Origin of the sequence: Burkholderia mycopellens (genome assembly GCF_964265025.1) — a bacterium.
Lineage (GTDB): Bacteria > Pseudomonadota > Gammaproteobacteria > Burkholderiales > Burkholderiaceae > Burkholderia.
Genome location: NZ_OZ183803.1, coordinates 1,389,553 through 1,407,210, shown reverse-complemented (window position 1 = coordinate 1,407,210; position 17,658 = coordinate 1,389,553). Strand labels below are relative to the sequence as shown.

Here is a 17,658-nt window from a genome sequence, read left to right as displayed (position 1 = left end):
TCCCGATATTCGATCGATTCTCCGCCAATCGCCGGCGGCACGGTAGCGTGCCCTCACCGCCCCCCGGTTCCGCGCGCCCCCGTTCAGCGCCCGGCCTCCCTGGCATCGAACACCCGCACACAGACGGCCGCCGCCAGCGCGATCGCGGCCGACAACAGCATCATCACGAGCGGCGCATAGCCCGCGTTGCCGGCCGTCAACACCGCCCCCGTCAGCGACGAAAGCGCGGCGCCGCCGGCGATCGTCATCGCGCCCGCCAGCCCCGACGCGCTGCCTGCCAGTTCCGGGCGCACCGACACCGCGCCGGCATGCGCCCCGGGATTGGTCAGCCCGTTGCCGATGCCGACCAGCACGCACGGCCCGAACCATGCAATCGCCTGCGTCGCGCCGCCGAACATCAGCGCGAGGCCGATCAGCGGCCCCGCGCATGCGACGACGCGTCCGCACAGGATCGTCGTGGCCAGCGCGTAGCGGCGCGCGTAACGCGCGGCCAGGAAGCTGCCGCACACGAAGCCGGCCGTGATGGTGCCCATGTAGACGCCGATCTCCGCGGGCGCGATGCCGAACACCGTTTGCGCGGCGAGCGGCGCACCGGCCAGGAACGCGTAGAACGAGCCGGTCGAAAACGCCATGCAGAGCGCATAGGCCCAGAAACGGCGCGCACGGAGCAGCGCCGGATACGCGCGAAGCTGCTGCCCGAGGCTCGACGACCGGTTCGCATGGGTTTCGACGAGATCGAACGCACACCAGACGAACAGCGCGACGCCGGCCGCGCCGAGCAGCCAGAAACTCGCGCGCCAGCCCATCGTCTGGTCGATCGCGCCGCCGAGCGTCGGGCCGAGCATCGGCGCGAACGCGGCCGCCATCGCCGCATAGCCGATCCGGCTCGCCACACGGGCACCGCCGCCGGTATCCCGGATCGTCGCCATCGACACCGGATAGACCGACGTGATCGCCGCCTGCATCAGCCGACAGGCGAGGAATGCACGAATATCGGTTGCCATCGCGCAGCCGAGCGAGCCGAGCGCGAACACGCCAACGCTCGCCAGCACGACCGGCCGCCGCCCGAACCGGTCCGACAGCGGCCCCATCACGAACTCGAGCGACGCGGCCACGGCCGCATAACCGCCGAGCGACAGCGCGACGAGCGCATAGTCGGCGCGCAGGTCGCGCGCGATGGCCGGCAGCGACGGCAGGAACAGGCTCAGCGGCAGCACCGAGCACGCGCACAGCAGGATCAGCGTCGCGTGTCTCGGCGACGCCCGTTCAGAAGCGATCGGCAGGTTCGATTGCAAGCGAATGCCCTCCACGCACGTGCCGCACGGCCGCGCGCAACGAAAAAAAGCCCCCGAACGAGTCGGGGGCGCATGGGTGCCGGCGCGGTGCCGCTACCGGACCCTGCGCCTGTGGACGACTACGATGAAGATGGCTGCTTTCATGCCGGATGGCTCCTGGTTGCCTGGCTGACTGCGTGCGATATCGGACGATGGTAGGGGGACGATACCGTCCGCGTCAACGCCCTACCGCGCATGCACCGACACGAACCTCCGCGCGTTGTTGCGCTGGATCAGCACCGCGATCACGCTGCCGCCGCTCGCTTCGAGCGACTGGATGTCGTCCGGCGTCTCCAGCAGCGTGTCGTTGAGCTCCAGCACGACATCACCGGGCTGGATGCCGGCCTTGGCTGCCGGCCCATGCACCGCGTCCACCATCATCCCGACCGCGAGCCCCGTCGAACGGCGCTCGTCGTCGCTCAGCGCGTGCATCGTCAGCCCGAGACGGTCGCCGCCGTCGCCCGCCCCGGCTCCCGGCCCCGGTCGCGCAGCCTCCTTCGGCGCAGCCATGCCGACGGCCGTGCCCGCGTTGCCGGCGGCGTCGTCGGCGCCCGTGATCGTCAGCATCACCGGCGCGCGGTTGCGGATCAGCCGCAGCGATGCCTTCTGCCCAGGCGGCAGCGCGGCGGCCAGGTCGTTCAGTTCGGCCGAGCGGCCGATCGTCTTGTCACCCAGCTTCACGATCACGTCGCCGGGCCGCACGCCGGCCGCGGCAGCCGGCGAGCCGGGCGCGACGCCGTTGACGAGCGCGCCCGCCGGACGCGGCAGCCCGAACGCCGTGGCAAGCCCGATGCCGACATCCTGCACGTCGACGCCGAGCGCATTGCCGGACGACGCGTCCGGCGCCTGGGACGGTTGCGCCTGAGCCTGCATCTGCTTCTGCAGTTGCGCACGCACCTTTGCCGCAAACGCGATCGGGATCGCGAACGTCGTGCTCGCGTAGCGGTCGGTGCCCGTATAAACCTGCACCGCGATGCCGATCACGTCGCCCGCCCGATTGAACACGGGGCCACCCGAGTTGTCGGGGTTGGGCGCGATGTCGGTTTCGAAGAACGGAAACGCGCTGCCGTCCGGCAGCCGGTGCGATGTCGCGCTGACGATGCCGGCCGTGACCGTGTTGCCCGATCCGTCCGGCGCACCGATCGTCATCACCGGTTCGCCCGCGCGCACTTTCGACGAATCGCCGACGCGCACGAATGGCAGCTTCGTCGCGTTGACGCGCAGCACGGCGACATCGCTTTGCGGATCGACGGCCAGCACGGTCGCCTTGAATTCGCGGCGGTCGGTGAGCCGCACCGTCACGTCGGTCGCGTCGTCCACGACGTGGGCCGAAGTCAGCACCAGGCCATCCGCGCTGACGATGAAACCCGAGCCGCTGCCCGATACCGCGCGTGGCGCCGTGTCGGGGGCCGGCGCTTGCGCTTGCGCCTGCGCCTGCGGGCCCTGTGCGGGCGGCGGCGCGTCATGCCGGAAGAACGCGGCGAGCGGATCGTCGGGATCGAGGATCGCGAACGACGGACCGCTCGCCTGCTGATCGGGTGCGGCGGTCATGATGGTCACGACCGCCGGGCCGTAGCGGTCGACGATTGCCGGAAAATCGACCGGCATCGCGTAAGGCGCGGCAGCCGGGCGCTGCTTCATGGGGTGGGGCGTAACGGGCGGCGAGAGGGTCCCGGCAAGGGCGGCCGGCGAGGCCAGCCAACAGCCGGCAAACACGCCCCCGATCAACGCGGTGCGAAGCACGGCGCGAGCAAGCGTCTGGCGAACCACGGTGCACCTCCCCCGGGCGTCGCGGCGCCGACATGCGCGAGACGCGCAGGCACCCGACAAGCACCGGTACACGCCTAGATTTATAGTCCACGCGGCCTGTTCGAACATACGAATCGAAACCCGAATGCCGGGCGGCCCGGCAGGCGCGGCGCCGCCACGGCATTCGTTTCGAACAAAGTGCGCGGTTCGTCAATCCGCACATCCACCACGCGACCATTTCTGACGATCAAGACCGCGGCATGTTCAGCTCGGGGAGCGAGACCAAAAAATCGACGAACATCAACCTTGATTTTAAAAATCCAAGATTTATAAGGTCGGCAAGATAAATTGCCGTGATTGAACGGCGCGTCTCGCCTCACGCCCCACCCACCCGCTCCGCGATCGCCGACAGCATCCGCAACATCGGCTCGAACGCGTCGGCCGACGTATTGCCGAAACCGAGCACGAGCCCGTTGCCCGCCGATGCCGCATCGATCGAAAAGCCCGACAGCGGGAACGGCCCGATGCCGTGCGCACGCGCCGCGTCGACGATCGCGCGATCGCGGTAGCGCGCCGGCAGCCGCAGTGCGAGATGCAGCCCGCACGGCCCGCCCTCGATCTGATGCGGCACGCTCAGGGTGCGGTCGAGCGCGGCGAGCAGCAATCGCCGCCGGTCGCGGTACAGCCGGCGCATGCGGCCGAGATGGCGGCCGTACTCGCCGGTCTCGATGAAATCGGCCAGCGCGAGCTGCACGTGGCGCGTCCCGCCGCGCAGCATCTCCGGCAACACCGGCCGCACCGCCGCCAGCAACGCGTCGGGCAGCACGAGAAAACCGATCCGCAGCGCCGGAAACATCGTCTTGCTGAACGAACCGAGATAGACGACGGGCGAATCCGGCGCGAGCCCGTGCATCGCGCCGATCGGCTCGCCGGTATGACGGAATTCGCTGTCGTAGTCGTCCTCGATGATCCACGCGCGATGCCGGCGCGCGGCATCGATCAGCGCGAGCCGGCGCGAGATCGACAGCACGGCGCCGGTCGGGAACTGGTTCGACGGCGTCGTATAGACGAGGCGCGGCGTCCGCTCGCGCCAGTCGTCTGCTTCCGTGCGCAGCCCTTCCGCGTCGACCGGCATCGGCACGACGTCGAGGTCGGCCGCCTGCATCGCGGTGCGCGCGCCGCGATAGCCGGGCTCCTCGACCCACACCGTATCGCCCGGGTTCGTCAGCAACTGCGCGCACAGCGCGATCGCGCCCTGTGCGCCTTCCGTGATCACGATCTGCTCGGGATCGCAGCGCACGCCGCGTGTCACGGCCAGGTGGCGCGCGATCGATTCGCGCAGCGCGCGCTCGCCGAGCGGATCGCCATAGCCGAGCAGGTCGCGGCCGGCGCGGCGCAGCGCGCGGTCGATCGCGTGGCGCCACGCGTCCGCCGGGAAATGCGTCAGCGCGGGCACACCCGGCCGAAAGCCCTCCGATTCGCCGGTGCCGATGCGGCTCGGGCGAATCCGGCCGAGCCGCTGCGCAACGGCCGGCGGCGCGGCACGCCGGCGCGGCGGCGCCGGCCGTGAAAGCCCGACCACGCGCGTGCCGCGGCGATCGGACTGCAGGAAGCCTTCAGCCACGAGTTGCTCGTAGACGGCGGCTGTCGTGTTGCGCGACACGCCGAGCGTTTCGGCCAGCGCGCGCGTGCCGGGCAGCCGCGTGCCGGCCGGCATCGCGCCGCCGAGAATCGCGTCGCGCACGCGGCGCAGCAACTGGCGCTGCAGCGAAGGCGCGCCCGGCGTGCGCGCCAGCGGCGCGTCGAGCGGCAGCAGCGGTGCATCGCCGGAAGGAAGGACAGTCGTCATCGGAACATCGCAGCGTGAAAATGTCGGAACGTCGCGCACGGCCACTGGCGCACGGCGAGTGCAGGACGGCTCGTGGTTCGCGCCCCGAAACGCGTGGCACCATAAATTTACCGATCGCTGGCGCTTCTCATGGTACCTCGCCGCGACTACGATCGTCTGCATGCCGGCATGTCGCCGGCCGCCAACCGAAGCGAGATCGACCTTGTCCACGCTCACCAACGCTTTCCAGCAACCCATCGGCCACCCCGTTCCCGACTGGTCCGCGCGCCCGCGCCCGGAACGCATCGTGCTCGAAGGCCGCTACTGCCGGCTCGAACCGCTCGACGCCGAGCGCCATGCGGCCGACCTGCACGCCGCCTACGCGCAGGCGCCGGACGGCAGCGACTGGACCTATCTTGCACACGGCCCGTACGCCGACGAATCGAGCTACCGCGACTACGCGCGGATCGCGCAGGCGAGCCCGGATCCGCTGCACTACACGGTGATCGACCGTGCCACGGGCCGCGCGGTCGGCACGCTCGCGCTGATGCGCATCGATCCGGCCAACGGCGTGATCGAGGTCGGCTCCGTCACGTTCTCGCCGCTGCTCAAGCGCACGCCCATTTCGACCGAAGCGCAGTTCCTGCTGATGAAGTACGCGTTCGACACGCTCGGCTACCGGCGCTACGAATGGAAGTGCGACGACCTGAACATCCCGTCGCGCAAGGCCGCCGCACGGCTCGGCTTCCGCTACGAAGGCACGTTCCGGCAGGCGATCATCTATCGCGGCCGCAATCGCGACACCGCGTGGTTCTCGATCATCGACAGCGAATGGCCGGACGTCCGCGCCGCGTTCGACGCGTGGCTCGCTCCCGAGAACTTCGACGCGCAAGGCGAGCAACGCCAGTCGCTTGCCGCCATCCGCCACGCGCAGGCGAACGCGCGCGATGCGGCCAGCCGCGCGAACGACGCAACGCGCGTCACGGTGCGCCCGCTCGTCGCCGCCGACGAAGCCGCGTGGCGCCCGCTGTGGCAGGGTTATCAGAAGTTCTACGACACCGCGCTGAGCGAGGCGGTGTTCGCGATGACGTGGGCGCGCCTGATGGATCCCGCCGAGCCGATGTTCGTGCTCGGCGCATTCGACGCATCAGGTGTGCTGGTCGGGATCGTGCATTCGATCTACCACCGTTCGTGCTGGACCGAGGGGCCGTACTGCTACCTGCAGGACCTGTACACCGCGCCCGACGCGCGCGGGCAAGGCGCGGGCGGCGCGCTGATCGAGGCCGTGTACGAACATGCCCGCGAAGCCGGCGCGAGCCGCGTGTACTGGCTCACGCACGAAACCAACACGACGGCGCGCGCGCTGTACGACAAGCTCGCGAACCACGCCGGATTCATCCAGTACCGGCACGACCTGAAGAAGTAACGCGGCGGCGCAGCCAGCCGGCATTCAGGCGGAAACGCCGGCCGGCGCGTGCGCGTCGTCGCCGTCCGGCGCAACGTCGCACGCCACGCCGGCGGCACCCGGCACCGACGCCGGGCAGATCATCTCGTCGCCATTGGCCGGCACGGGCCGCCGCACCGGCCGGAACACCGGCTCGCCCGGCTCGATCGGCTGCCCCGAGATCGCGCAGCGGCCCGGCTGCAACGCGACGCGCAAACGCCAGCGCTGCTCGCCGTAATGGCACCGGCCGCTCTCGACCCAGCGAATCAGCAGCGCGTTGTCGCCGGCCTCCAGCACCGTGACGAACAGTTGCGGGCGCAACGGCGAGACGGCCGCTGCGGCATGCTCGGGAACCGGCGCTCGACCGAGCGTCGCGAGCGGATGCGCGACGCCGCCACGCGGCGGCATCGCATCGTCTTCGACCCATGCCGGCGCATCGCACGGCACGTCTTCTTCGCAAATCAGGCTTTCCATGGTGTTGAGCATGCTTGACGGATTTCCGTGCAGGTTGAACGGCGCCGCGCTCAGCGCCGGCCCATCGGTTCGCGCAGCAGCGACAGGCCGATCGCCGCGCCGGCGTCGGGCGGCCGAGAGCATCCGCCCGACCAGCCACCACATGCACCGACGATCGCGCCGATCGCCAGCGGCCCGATCACCTGTCCGAGATCGTTGCCCTGCACGACCCAGCCGATGCTGAGCCGCGCCAGCAACGCGCCAGCAACGCGCCAGCAGGCCGGACGCGATGCCGAACGGAAACATCGACATGATCCCGCTCGGCAACGCGAGCGAGCCGCCGAACTCGTGCCGGAGCGACGGCAATACGATCGTCGCCTCGCCGACGTGCAACGCCGACACGATGCCCGCGAGCACGACGTTCGCGACTGCGGCCCGGTCGCTGCGCGACGGCAGCGTGGCGGCATCGGCCGCGACAGGCGATTCGGGCATCTCCCCCTCCGTTGAAACGGCCGCGTGCAACGGGATGCGTCACGCGTCCGAGATCGGACTGCCGCACATGATACAAATTGAAGTTCACTTCAAGTAAAGGGGTAATGTGCGCAACGATCCGTTCCGCCAATCGCGGCAATGAGCCGGCATGGCAGCGTGCGCCTGCCTGATCCAAGCTGTCGGCTTTGCCCCGACGACGCTGCATACGCCCGCATGTCGACCGCCGCTCCCGCTCCCGACGCCCCGCTTCCGCTCGACGCAGCCTGGTCGACCTTCGGCGGCCGCAAGGCCGCCGTGCGCATCTTCGTCGCCGGATACCGCGCCGCTCGCGACCGGCGCGATGCGCCGCTGCACGACAGCCCGGACGGCCAGGTCGTGCAATTCGACGCCGGCATGGGGCGGCCATTCGAGCACTTCGTGATCGAGGGCGCGCCGGCGAATGGCGACGGCCCGTTCGGCGTCGGCGCGTGGATCACGCGCTTCGGCGCCGCGCCGCTGCCGGCCGCGCTGCAAGGCAGGACTCGCCGGCTGTCGGACGAGCATTTCATGGCTGCCGATATCGGCAGGCTGCCCGGCGACGATGCGCTCGCGCGGGCGCTCGCCTGCCACACGCCGGGCGACATCGATACGTTCAATGCGCACGCCCCGTTCCCGCCGTTCCAGCCGAATCCGGCCGCGTTCCTGTTCGCGCACCGGCTGGATGGACAAATCGCCGCCGCCGCGCGTTATGGCTTTGCGTCGGCGCGCGATATCGTCGTCGACCGGGTCGGGACGGCCGACGCGTACCGCCGCCGCGGCCTCGCGATGCAGGTGCTCGCCGCGATCGTCGCGCACGCTCGGCAACGCGGCGCGCAGCGCGTGTGGCTCGTGTCGACCGAGGCCGGCCTGCCGCTGTACCGCGCGGCCGGATTCACACTGCTCGCACCGGTTGCGGTCGACGAAGTCGTCGCCTGAATGCGCGTCGAACCACAGCGGCCATCGCCGCGCGTCTCACGATTCGTCTCATGGCGCTGAGACGAACGTCCCAGCGTCTCACCGGCGTGTCGTTCAGCTTTCGCAGCAAACTTCACGCCGCGCCCCCGTCAAACCTTTGCCTGTCAACGAACCGGAAAATACCGCATCGCACCACGCACATCCGGTCCGATCGCCGCCCGGCGCCCCCACTCAGGCTGGCCCCGTTCCTGCATACCGGTCGATCGCGCAATCGCGCGACGGGCGCACCGGCAGCCACGCCTCGCGCCCGACGACAACCCGATGGAGACAGCAACGTGAGTACACCGGCATCGACCACAGCTCCCAGCATGAAAGCCGCCGTCTGGCACGGCCGCCACGACATCCGCGTCGAACAGGTTCCCGTTCCGGAGCGCCCGCCGGCAGGCTGGGTCACGATTCGCGTGCACTGGTGCGGGATCTGCGGCTCCGACCTGCACGAATACGTCGCGGGCCCCGTCTTCATCCCGGTCGACGCGCCGCATCCACTGACGGGCCTGAAGGGCCAGTGCATCCTCGGCCACGAGTTCAGCGGCGAGATCGCCGAACTCGGCGCGGGCGTGACGGGCTTCGCGGTCGGCGACCGCGTGACGGCCGACGCATGCCAGCATTGCGGCACCTGCTGGTATTGCAGGCATGGGCTGTACAACATCTGCGAGAACCTCGCGTTCACCGGGCTGATGAACAACGGCGCATTCGCCGAATACGTGAACGTACCGGCCGAGTTGCTGTACAAGCTGCCCGACGATTTCCCGACCGAGGCCGGCGCGCTGATCGAGCCGCTCGCGGTCGGGCTGCATGCGGTGAAGAAGGCCGGCAACATCGTCGGGCAGACCGTCGTCGTGGTCGGCGCGGGCACGATCGGCCTGTGCACGATCATGTGCGCGAAGGCCGCAGGCGCCGGGCGCGTGATCGCGCTGGAAATGTCGGCCGCGCGCAAGCAGAAGGCGCTGGAAGTCGGCGCGAGCGTCGTCATCGATCCGAAAACGTCCGACGCGATCGCGGAAGTCAAGGCGCTGACCGGCGGCTACGGCGCCGACGTGTCGTTCGAGTGCATCGGGCACACGACCACGGCGAAGCTCGCGATCGACGTGATCCGCAAGGCCGGCAAGTCGGTGATGGTCGGCATCTTCGAGGAGCCGGCGCCGTTCAACTTCTTCGACATCGTGTCGACCGAAAAGGAAGTAATCGGCTCGCTCGCGTACAACGGCGAATTCGCGGACGTGATCCGCTTCATCGCCGACGGCCGCATCGACGTGCAGCCGCTCATCACCGGGCGCATCACGCTCGGCGACATCGTCTCGCACGGCTTCGAGGAACTGGTCAACCACAAGGACCGGAACGTGAAGATCATCGTTCAGCCCGGCGTCGCCTGACCGCACGCGCGGCCGCGGCAGCGATTCGCGCCGTGGCCCGCGTGCGCAAGGGTCACCCTGAAGCGTCGCCCGTGCACGGGCGGCGCGCCTGCCTGCCGTTTCCCCCGCCCTGCCGCCGTCGTCGAGCGGCACGACGGCACCATCCACGTGCACAGCGTCGTGCAGCAGGGCACCACGGTCACGATCACGCTGCCGGGCGCGGCGCTTCCGTGACGGCGGCGCCGGCGGCAGGCGGCCGAGGCGGCACCGCATCCCCGCCCGATTCTTCGATATACTGGACCGAACCCTTTTCGGGGCAACCTCGGGCCACCACGCCCGTTGCACGTTCGCCCCAACCTGCGTGGCATTGCTCACCGTGAAACCGCGAGCCGGACTGATTCTCGAACTCTTCGTCAACCTGGTACTGCCCTGGGTGGCCTACCGGGCCGCTCAGCCCTATTTCGGTGAAACCGGCGCGCTGTATGCGTCGGCGATCCCGCCGATCATCTGGTCGATCGTCGAATTCATCCGCTCGCGCCGCGTCGATGCGGTGGCGGCCATCGTGCTGCTCGGCATCGCGCTGTCGATCATCGGAATGGCGCTCGGCGGCAGCCCGCGCACACTGCTGATGCGCGAATCGCTCGCGTCGGGCACGATCGGCGTCGTGTTCCTGCTGTCGCTGTTCCGCGAACGCCCGCTGATCTTCTATCTCGCCCGCGCCACCGTGGCCCGCGAGATGGATGGCGGCGCCGCGCATTTCGAAGCCGTCTGGAACGCACAGCCGGGGCTGCGTCAAATGCTGCGGCGAATGACCTTCGTCTGGGGCGCGTTCATGACCGTGGAAATGCTGCTGCGCCTCTGGATGGTCGTGACCTGGCCGGTCGAACGCGTGCTGGTCGTGTCGCCGGTCATGGGTTACACCGTGTTCGGCTGTCTGCTGCTGTGGACATTCTGGTACCGGCGGCGGATGCGCGAGCGCAACAGCGTCCACATCCCGGGCCGCGACGGCGTCACCGAAACCGCCGGCCGCTGACCGCCGACGATTCCGGCCAGCATGGCAAGACGGCTGCGGTATGATGCGCGGCGTCTCGTCCGACGAATGCCGCTCCTGTCATGTCCCTTTCGCTCCTTCCGTCCGCCACGATCTGGCTCGCCCTGTTCGCGGCCGCCGCGTTCGTGTGGCATCGCCCGCAGCACGGCCTGAGCGTCGGCCTTGCCGTGCTCGCCTATGCGTGCGCGCTGGCGTTCGGCAAGCTCGCGCCGCTCGCGCTGGCGACCCTCGCGTTGCTGGCCGCGGCCGCCTGGGGCGCGATGCCCGAGCGCCCGCGCGGGGTGCGCATCGCCGCGCACGTCGTCTTTGCCGCGCTCGCGATCGCGCTCAGCCTGCACCTGATTCCCGGCTTCCACAATCCGCGCGTGATCGGCCCGACGCGCTTCACGCCGGATGCCGTGCCGTTCACGATGTACCTGAATCTCGACAAACCGCTCGTCGGCCTGTGGCTGGTGTGGGTGCTGCCGTGGGTCGCCCCCGACGTCCCGCTGTCGCGCGCGCTGCGCACCGGCGCGGTGGCTGCCGTCGCGACGGCAGCCGCGTGCCTGGCCGGCGCGCTCGCATTCGGGATGGTCGGCTGGGCGCCCAAGTGGCCGCCGTCGGGCTGGCTGTGGCTCGTGAACAACCTGCTGATCGTGACGCTCGCCGAGGAAGCGCTGTTCCGCGGCTACGTGCAGGGCGGGCTCACGCGCGCGCTGCGCGCATTCGCATGGGGACCGTGGGCCGCGCTGGCGATCGGCGCGGTGCTGTTCGGCGCCGCCCATGCGGCCGGCGGCTGGCAATGGATCGTGCTCGGCACGGTGGCCGGCATCGGCTACGGCCTCGCCTGGCGGCGCGGCGGGCTGCTCGCATCCGCGCTCGCGCATGCGGGACTGAACATCGTCCACTTCGGCCTGTTCACCTACCCGATGCTCGACGCCGCGCGCTGACGGCCGCGCGGCGCCGCCGCTCAGTTGATCCCGGCGACCGCGTGCGGCACGTACGGGCGTTCGAGCGTGGCGATCTCGTCGTCGGTCAGTTTCAGTTCGAGCGCGGCCAGTGCGTCGTCCAGCTGCCGCACCTTCGAAATGCCGACGATCGGCGCGGTCACCCCGCGCTTCTGCGCGACCCAGGCGAGCGCGACCTGCGCACGCGGCACGTTGCGGGCAGCCGCGATCGTCGCGACGGCGTCGACGACCGCCTTGTCCGACTTCGCCGTCGCATCGTAAAGCCGCTGGCCGACCGCGTCGCTCTGCTGCCGCTCGGTCGACTCGTCCCAGTTGCGCGTCAGGCGGCCGCGTGCGAGCGGGCTCCACGGAATCACCGCGATCCCTTCGTCTTCGCACAGCGGCAGCATTTCCCGCTCTTCTTCCCGATACAGCAGGTTCAGGTGGTTCTGCATGCTGACGAAGCGGGTCCAGCCGTGCTGCTTCGACGTGTGCAGCGCCTTCGCGAACTGCCACGCGAACATCGACGATGCGCCGATGTAGCGTGCCTTGCCGGCCTTCACGACATCGTGCAACGCCTCGAGCGTCTCCTCGAGCGGCGTGCCGTCATCCCAGCGGTGAATCTGGTAGAGATCGACATAATCGGTGCCGAGCCGCTTCAGGCTCTGGTCGATGTCGGTCATGATCGCCTTGCGCGACAGCCCCGCGCCGTTCGGCCCCGGCCGCATCCGGTAGAACACCTTGGTCGCGATCACGATCTCGTCGCGTTTCGCGAAATCGCGCAGCGCACGGCCGACGATCTCCTCCGACGTGCCGTCGGAATACATGTTCGCGGTATCGAAGAAGTTGATGCCGGCTTCGACCGCCCGCTGGATGATCGGGCGGCTCTCCGCTTCCGGCAGCGTCCACGGATGCGTGCCGCGTGACGGTTCGCCGAACGTCATGCAACCCAGCACCAGCCTGGACACCTCCAGCCCTGTCGATCCGAATTTCACGTATTCCATTGCACGCCTCGCCATTGAAGTTGAGCGGACGGCCGGACGCGCGCCGCGCATCCGCCGAACCGTCGCATGGTATCCCGGGCGGCAGGAATGCGTGCGGCGTCGCCGCCTCGTACGAAGGCAGTGCTCGTCGGCGCGAGATCGCACGGGGCGCCGGCTGCGCGGCGCGTGCGCAGCGGCGCCGGCCGCTGACTTGCTTACTTGGCCTGGTCGGCGATCGGCTGCAGGAACGCGGAGAAGCCGGTCAGCATGATCTGCACGCCGATGCACAGCAGCAGGAACGCCGACACGCGCTTCGCGACCTTGGTGCCTTCGCTGCCGAGGTAGCGCGACAGCAGCGCGGAGCGGCTGTAGACCTGCCAGATCACGATCGCGACCAGCACGGAGACGGCGATCGACACGATGCTCGACAGCATGAATTCCGACAGCTTGTGCGTGCGGTTCGCATTCAGCGCGATCGCGGTCGCGATCGAGCCGGGGCCGACCGTCAGCGGCATGGTCAACGGGAAGAACGCGCGCGTCATGATCGCGTTCGCGTCGATCGGCTTGACCGGTGTGTCGCCGCCGCCCGGGCCGTCGGGTTCGTTCAGCATCTGCCAGCCCGCGACGGCAACCGCGAAGCCGCCGCCGATCCGCAGCGCTTCCATCGAAATCCCGAAGAAATGCAGCACCGGCGTGCCGGCGAAGAACGCGACCATCAGCACGATGAACGCGTTGAACGCGACCTTCCTCGCGAGCAGATCGCGTTCGTGCTCGGTGAGCGCCTCGGTCCGTTCGAGAAACAGGAACGCGATGCCGATCGGGTTGATGATGCCGATCAGGCCGGTGAAGCCGAACAGGATCTCGGAGATAAGGCGGTTGACGATCATCGGATGAGGAATCGGTCGGGGCTGGGCCGGCAGCGCGCCGGAGGTCACGCATTGTAGAGCAAGCGCCCGCGCCGCCAAACTCGGCTACGCCCGTCGTGCCGTCGATCGTCGCCGTTTCGCCGTCGCTTCCCCTTACTCGGCGCCCGCCTCCCATGCCGGCGGACGCTTCGCGAAGAACGCGGTGAAGCCCTCCTTCGCTTCCGGCGTTGCCCGCACGCGGGAGATCGTCTGCGCGGTGAACGCCGCGCGCTCGTCCGACGGCGGATACTCGCCGATCGCGTCGAAGAAGCGCTTGATCTCCATCAGCGCATTCGGGCCGTTGCGGTCGAGTTCGGCGAGCGTCTTGTCGAGTGCTTCGTCGAGCGAATCGAGCGGCACGGCCTGGTGAATCAGGCCGATCGCGACCGCTTCGCCGGCGGCGAGCTGGGTGGCCGTCAGCGCGAGCCGGCGCGCCTGGCGCTGGCCGACCGCCTCGACCAGATACGGGCCGATCACGGCCGGCAGGATCCCGAAACGGGCTTCGCTGACCGAGAAGCGCGCGTGATCGCTCGCGATCACGATGTCGCACGCCGCGCACAGGCCGACGCCGCCGCCGAACGCATGGCCCTGCACACGCGCCACCGTCGGCTTCGGACATTGCCGGATCGCGCGCATCATCGCGGCGAACCGCTGCGCGTCGCGCAGGTTCGCCGCCGCGTCGTTCGCGCTCGCGCGCTGCATCCACTGCAGGTCGGCGCCCGCGCAGAACGCGCGGCCGTCCGAACGCAGCACGATCGCGCGCACGTCGTCGCGCCGGCCAAGCGTGGTGAACGCGTCGGTCAGTTCGGCGATCATCGTCTCGTCGAACGCGTTGAGCACGTCGCCGCGCTGCAGCGCGACGGTTGCGATGCCGCGTGCATCGACCGTGACGGCCAGGGTCTTCAATTCATCCATCGAACAGGTTTCCTCGGGTTGAACGGCAAACATGGGAATCAGGCGGCCTGGCGGCGGTCGATCACGCGCCGGGCCTTGCCGGTCGCGGTCGCGGGAATGCCGCCCGCCGCCAGCACCGTCACGCCGGACGACACGCCGACCATCGTCTTGATCCGGTGCTGCAGCTCGCGCGCGAGCCCCGCACGATCGCTTTCGCCGACGGACGCAGCCGCTTCGGAGCGCAGTTCGACCGCGAGGTCGAGCCGGTCCATGTGACCGTCGCGCGACAGCGTGATCTGGAACTGGCCCGACAACTGCGGCAGCGCGACGACGATCTCCTCGATCTGGCTCGGGAACACGTTCACGCCGCGCACGATCAGCATGTCGTCGGAGCGGCCCGTGATCTTCGCGAGACGGCGCATCGCGCGCGCGGTCGGCGGCAGCAGCGCGGTAAGGTCGCGCGTGCGGTAGCGGATCACCGGCATCGCTTCCTTCGTCAGCGACGTGAACACGAGCTCGCCGTGGCTGCCGTCGGGCAGCACCTCGCCCGTGACCGGGTCGATGATTTCCGGGTAGAAATGGTCTTCCCAGATCACCGGGCCGTCCTTCGTCTCGACGCATTCGCACGCGACGCCCGGGCCCATCACTTCCGACAGCCCGTAGATATCCAGCGCGTCGATGCCCACGCGCGTCTCGACTTCCTCGCGCAGGGCCTGCGTCCACGGCTCGGCGCCGAAGATGCCGATCTTCAGCGACGACTCGGCCGGGTCCATCCCCTGCCGCACCATCTCGTCGATCAGGTTCAGCATGTACGACGGCGTGACGAGGATGATCTTCGGCTCGAAATCGCGGATCAGCTGCACCTGCTTCTCGGTCTGCCCGCCCGACATCGGCACGACCATGCAGCCGAGCCGCTCCGCGCCGTAATGAATCCCGAGGCCGCCGGTGAAGAGCCCATAGCCGAACGCGTTGTGCAGCGTGTCGCCGGGACGGCCGCCCGCCGCGCGGATCGAGCGCGCGGTCACGTTCGCCCAGGTATCGATGTCGCGCGCGGTGTAGCCGACCACCGTCGGCTTGCCGGTCGTGCCGCTCGACGCGTGCACGCGCACGACCTGCTCGCGCGGCACCGCGAACAGCCCGAACGGATAGTTGTCACGCAAGTCGTTCTTGGTCGAGAACGGGAATTTCGCGAGATCGGCGAGCGACGTCAGGTCGTCCGGATGCACGCCCGCCGCCTCGAACGTGCGGCGATAGTGCGGGACGTTGTCGTACGCGTGGCGCAGCGACCACTTGAGGCGCTCGAGTTGCAGCGCCTGCAGTTCGTCGCGACTAGCGGTCTCGATCGGCTCGAGGGTGGCGGCGGGATGCGTCGGGTGAGTCATCGGGGTGCTCCTCCAATGGAGTGATGTCGTTATCGTGTTCGAAGCAGCGGGGGCGACGGCTACGACCGGAACGTGCGGCCGGCCGCGTGCAGCGCGGCAATGCGCGGCGACACGCGATAGCGGTCCTCGCCGTAGCTCGCCGCCAGGTTCGACAGCACGCGATGCACGCGGCCGATGCCGATCGCATCGGCCCACGCCAGCGGGCCGCACGGGTAGTTCACGCCCTTCTCCATCGCGAGATCGAGATCGGCGGGCGAACACACGCCCTGGTTCACCGTATCGGCCGCCTCGTTCGCGAGCATCGCGACGGTGCGCATCACGACCATGCCCGGCACGTCCGCCACGCCGACCACGCGAAAACCGGCCTGCTGGAACAGGCCGACCGCGTCCGCATAGGCCGCATCGCTGCACTGGAGCGCGCGCGTCAGCGCAACGAGCCCGGCCTGCGCGTAATCGCGCGCAAGGTCGACCAGCACGAGATCGGCGGCGCCCGTCTGCGCGGCGCGCGCGGTCGCGGTGCGGCCGTCGGTCAGCGCGATCGATGCGCGGCCGGCCGTCGCGAGCAGGTCGTCGGCGGTCGCGGCGGCTTGCCGGGCGCCGGCGATGCGTTCGGCAAAGCGCGCGTGCAGCGCGGCGGCCGGGCCGTCCTGCGCGAACAGCACGACTTCGGCCGGCGCGTCGCGCGGCGTTTCGAGTTCGGGCGCGGGCGGCGTCGCGCCGTCCGCATACACATAGAAGCCGCGACCCGACTTGCGCCCGAGGAAGCCCGCATTCACGAGTTCCTGCTGGATCAGCGACGGCGTGTAGCGCGGATCGTTGAAATACGCGCGGAATACCGACTCGGTCACCGCGAAGTTCACGTCGTGGCCGATCAGGTCCATCAGCTCGAACGGCCCCATCCGGAAGCCGCCGGCCTCGCGCATCACCGCGTCGATCGATGCCGGCGCGCCGCCCTGCTCGTTCAGCACGCGCAGCGCCTCCGCGTAATACGGCCGCGCGACGCGGTTCACGATGAAGCCCGGCGTCGATTTCGCCATCACGGGCTGCTTGCCCCACGCGGCGGCGGTCGCAACCAGCACCTGTGCGACCTCGGGCGCGGTCGCGAGCCCGCTGACCACCTCGACGAGCGCCATCAGCGGCGCCGGGTTGAAGAAATGCAGGCCGGCGACGCGCTGCGGCACGCGCAGCCCGGCCGCGATCGACGTGATCGAAATCGACGACGTGTTGGTGGCCAGCAGGCACGCGTCGTCGACATGGCGCTCAAGGGTTGCGAAGATCTCGCGCTTCACGTCGAGCCGCTCGGCCGCCGCCTCGACGATCAGTGCCGCGCCCGCGAAGTCGGCCAGTTCACGCACCGCGCGAATCCGGGCGCCGGCCGCGTCGGCCTGGGCGGGTTCGAGCCGGCCCTTCTCCGCGAGCCGCGCGAACTGCGCGCGGATGCCGGCCAGCGCCTTGTCGCAGGCGGCTTCGCTCAGGTCGTAAAGCAGCACCGGATGGCCGGCCGCCGCCGCGACCTGCGCAATACCCGCGCCCATCGCGCCGGCACCGATCACGCCGACGACGGCCGACGGCGCCAGCGCGCCCGAGTTCACCGAATGTGCAGAAGAAACAGCCATCGCTTGCGATCCGTCAAGAAGTGGAGGTGCGAGCAATTATAAACCGACCGGTCGGTAAATTTATGTCAGGGCGAGCCCGAATTTGTCGTGCAAGAGACCGTTACGGAAACTGCAAAGACAAAAAAATTGAAAGGTCGGGGCACTTTTTGCGGACAGAAAGGTCAATGAAAGCATTCGAATATGAGATAGTGACCCCCGAACGCCTGATAAAATTCGACAAATCGCCGGATTTCAGGGGGAACCCGCGTGTCACGCT

General features: G+C 69.3%; 16 protein-coding genes. 6 read left to right on the top strand and 10 right to left on the bottom strand.

Going from position 1 to position 17,658, the window contains the following annotated elements:
- Window positions 1–83: 83 nt before the first annotated feature.
- The 3 genes from ACPTTC_RS24560 to ACPTTC_RS24550 form a co-directional block, all read right to left on the bottom strand.
- Window positions 84–1,295: an MFS transporter gene (locus ACPTTC_RS24560; RefSeq protein WP_423394284.1), complete on the bottom strand. Its 1,212-nt coding sequence runs from the start codon at window positions 1,293–1,295 to the stop codon at window positions 84–86.
- Between the two features lie 225 nt (window positions 1,296–1,520).
- Entirely contained in the window at window positions 1,521–3,104 is a 1,584-nt protein-coding gene (locus tag ACPTTC_RS24555; RefSeq protein WP_423394283.1) for a trypsin-like peptidase domain-containing protein, read from the bottom strand.
- A gap of 355 nt (window positions 3,105–3,459) precedes the next feature.
- Entirely contained in the window at window positions 3,460–4,932 is a 1,473-nt protein-coding gene (locus ACPTTC_RS24550) for a PLP-dependent aminotransferase family protein (RefSeq protein ID WP_423394282.1), read from the bottom strand.
- A 202-nt stretch (window positions 4,933–5,134) separates the two neighbouring features.
- Here ACPTTC_RS24550 and ACPTTC_RS24545 point away from each other — a divergent pair, with 202 nt between their 5' ends.
- Window positions 5,135–6,337, top strand: a complete 1,203-nt coding sequence (locus ACPTTC_RS24545) for a GNAT family N-acetyltransferase (protein ID WP_423394281.1) — start codon at window positions 5,135–5,137, stop codon at window positions 6,335–6,337.
- Window positions 6,338–6,361: 24 nt separating this feature from the next.
- Here ACPTTC_RS24545 and ACPTTC_RS24540 read toward each other — a convergent pair whose 3' ends face one another.
- The gene (locus ACPTTC_RS24540; RefSeq protein WP_423394280.1) at window positions 6,362–6,841 is read right to left on the bottom strand and encodes a DUF3331 domain-containing protein; all 480 of its coding nucleotides are present in this window, start codon (window positions 6,839–6,841) and stop codon (window positions 6,362–6,364) included.
- Between the two features lie 38 nt (window positions 6,842–6,879).
- Window positions 6,880–7,065 (bottom strand): hypothetical protein, encoded by a 186-nt coding sequence (locus tag ACPTTC_RS24535; protein WP_423394279.1) that lies wholly within the window; start codon window positions 7,063–7,065, stop codon window positions 6,880–6,882.
- Between the two features lie 32 nt (window positions 7,066–7,097).
- On the opposite strand from ACPTTC_RS24535, the gene ACPTTC_RS24530 reads away from it, so the two are divergent.
- The 5 genes from ACPTTC_RS24530 (at window position 7,098) to ACPTTC_RS24510 (ending at window position 11,625) form a co-directional block, all read left to right on the top strand.
- Window positions 7,098–7,397, top strand: a complete 300-nt coding sequence (locus ACPTTC_RS24530) for a hypothetical protein (RefSeq protein WP_423394278.1) — start codon at window positions 7,098–7,100, stop codon at window positions 7,395–7,397.
- 116 nt (window positions 7,398–7,513) lie between these two features.
- Window positions 7,514–8,254 carry a GNAT family N-acetyltransferase gene (locus tag ACPTTC_RS24525; protein WP_423394277.1) on the top strand — a complete coding sequence of 247 codons (741 nt, stop codon included), beginning with the start codon at window positions 7,514–7,516 and terminating at the stop codon, window positions 8,252–8,254.
- A gap of 347 nt (window positions 8,255–8,601) precedes the next feature.
- Window positions 8,602–9,666: a 2,3-butanediol dehydrogenase gene (locus tag ACPTTC_RS24520; protein WP_423394276.1), complete on the top strand. Its 1,065-nt coding sequence runs from the start codon at window positions 8,602–8,604 to the stop codon at window positions 9,664–9,666.
- A 355-nt stretch (window positions 9,667–10,021) separates the two neighbouring features.
- On the top strand, window positions 10,022–10,678 hold the full coding sequence (locus tag ACPTTC_RS24515; RefSeq protein WP_423394275.1) for a VC0807 family protein: 657 nt from the start codon (window positions 10,022–10,024) through the stop codon (window positions 10,676–10,678).
- 80 nt (window positions 10,679–10,758) lie between these two features.
- The gene (locus ACPTTC_RS24510; RefSeq protein ID WP_423394274.1) at window positions 10,759–11,625 is read left to right on the top strand and encodes a lysostaphin resistance A-like protein; all 867 of its coding nucleotides are present in this window, start codon (window positions 10,759–10,761) and stop codon (window positions 11,623–11,625) included.
- Between the two features lie 20 nt (window positions 11,626–11,645).
- Here the strand turns inward: ACPTTC_RS24510 and ACPTTC_RS24505 are convergent, their stop codons facing one another.
- The 5 genes from ACPTTC_RS24505 to ACPTTC_RS24485 all read right to left on the bottom strand — a co-directional run bounded on the left by ACPTTC_RS24505 (window position 11,646) and on the right by ACPTTC_RS24485 (window position 17,402).
- Window positions 11,646–12,626: an aldo/keto reductase gene (locus tag ACPTTC_RS24505; protein ID WP_423394273.1), complete on the bottom strand. Its 981-nt coding sequence runs from the start codon at window positions 12,624–12,626 to the stop codon at window positions 11,646–11,648.
- Window positions 12,627–12,820: 194 nt separating this feature from the next.
- Entirely contained in the window at window positions 12,821–13,492 is a 672-nt protein-coding gene (locus ACPTTC_RS24500; protein ID WP_175953933.1) for a MarC family protein, read from the bottom strand.
- A gap of 132 nt (window positions 13,493–13,624) precedes the next feature.
- Entirely contained in the window at window positions 13,625–14,425 is an 801-nt protein-coding gene (locus ACPTTC_RS24495) for an enoyl-CoA hydratase-related protein (protein ID WP_423394272.1), read from the bottom strand.
- A 38-nt stretch (window positions 14,426–14,463) separates the two neighbouring features.
- A complete protein-coding gene (gene paaK, locus ACPTTC_RS24490; RefSeq protein ID WP_423394271.1) occupies window positions 14,464–15,786 on the bottom strand; it encodes a phenylacetate--CoA ligase PaaK in 1,323 nt (440 codons plus the stop codon).
- A gap of 59 nt (window positions 15,787–15,845) precedes the next feature.
- Window positions 15,846–17,402 carry a 3-hydroxyacyl-CoA dehydrogenase gene (locus tag ACPTTC_RS24485; RefSeq protein WP_423394270.1) on the bottom strand — a complete coding sequence of 519 codons (1,557 nt, stop codon included), beginning with the start codon at window positions 17,400–17,402 and terminating at the stop codon, window positions 15,846–15,848.
- Between the last annotated feature and the right edge of the window lie 256 nt (window positions 17,403–17,658).

Coding starts and splice junctions, on each gene's coding strand:
- ACPTTC_RS24510 (WP_423394274.1), top strand. CDS start 10,759: ATGTCCCTTTCGCTCCTTCCGTCCGCCACGATCTGGCTCGCCCTGTTC.
- ACPTTC_RS24550 (WP_423394282.1), bottom strand. CDS start 4,932: ATGACGACTGTCCTTCCTTCCGGCGATGCACCGCTGCTGCCGCTCGAC.
- ACPTTC_RS24530 (WP_423394278.1), top strand. CDS start 7,098: ATGCCGAACGGAAACATCGACATGATCCCGCTCGGCAACGCGAGCGAG.
- ACPTTC_RS24500 (WP_175953933.1), bottom strand. CDS start 13,492: ATGATCGTCAACCGCCTTATCTCCGAGATCCTGTTCGGCTTCACCGGC.
- ACPTTC_RS24540 (WP_423394280.1), bottom strand. CDS start 6,841: ATGCTCAACACCATGGAAAGCCTGATTTGCGAAGAAGACGTGCCGTGC.
- paaK (WP_423394271.1), bottom strand. CDS start 15,786: ATGACTCACCCGACGCATCCCGCCGCCACCCTCGAGCCGATCGAGACC.
- ACPTTC_RS24525 (WP_423394277.1), top strand. CDS start 7,514: ATGTCGACCGCCGCTCCCGCTCCCGACGCCCCGCTTCCGCTCGACGCA.
- ACPTTC_RS24505 (WP_423394273.1), bottom strand. CDS start 12,626: ATGGAATACGTGAAATTCGGATCGACAGGGCTGGAGGTGTCCAGGCTG.
- ACPTTC_RS24485 (WP_423394270.1), bottom strand. CDS start 17,402: ATGGCTGTTTCTTCTGCACATTCGGTGAACTCGGGCGCGCTGGCGCCG.
- ACPTTC_RS24520 (WP_423394276.1), top strand. CDS start 8,602: ATGAAAGCCGCCGTCTGGCACGGCCGCCACGACATCCGCGTCGAACAG.
- ACPTTC_RS24495 (WP_423394272.1), bottom strand. CDS start 14,425: ATGGATGAATTGAAGACCCTGGCCGTCACGGTCGATGCACGCGGCATC.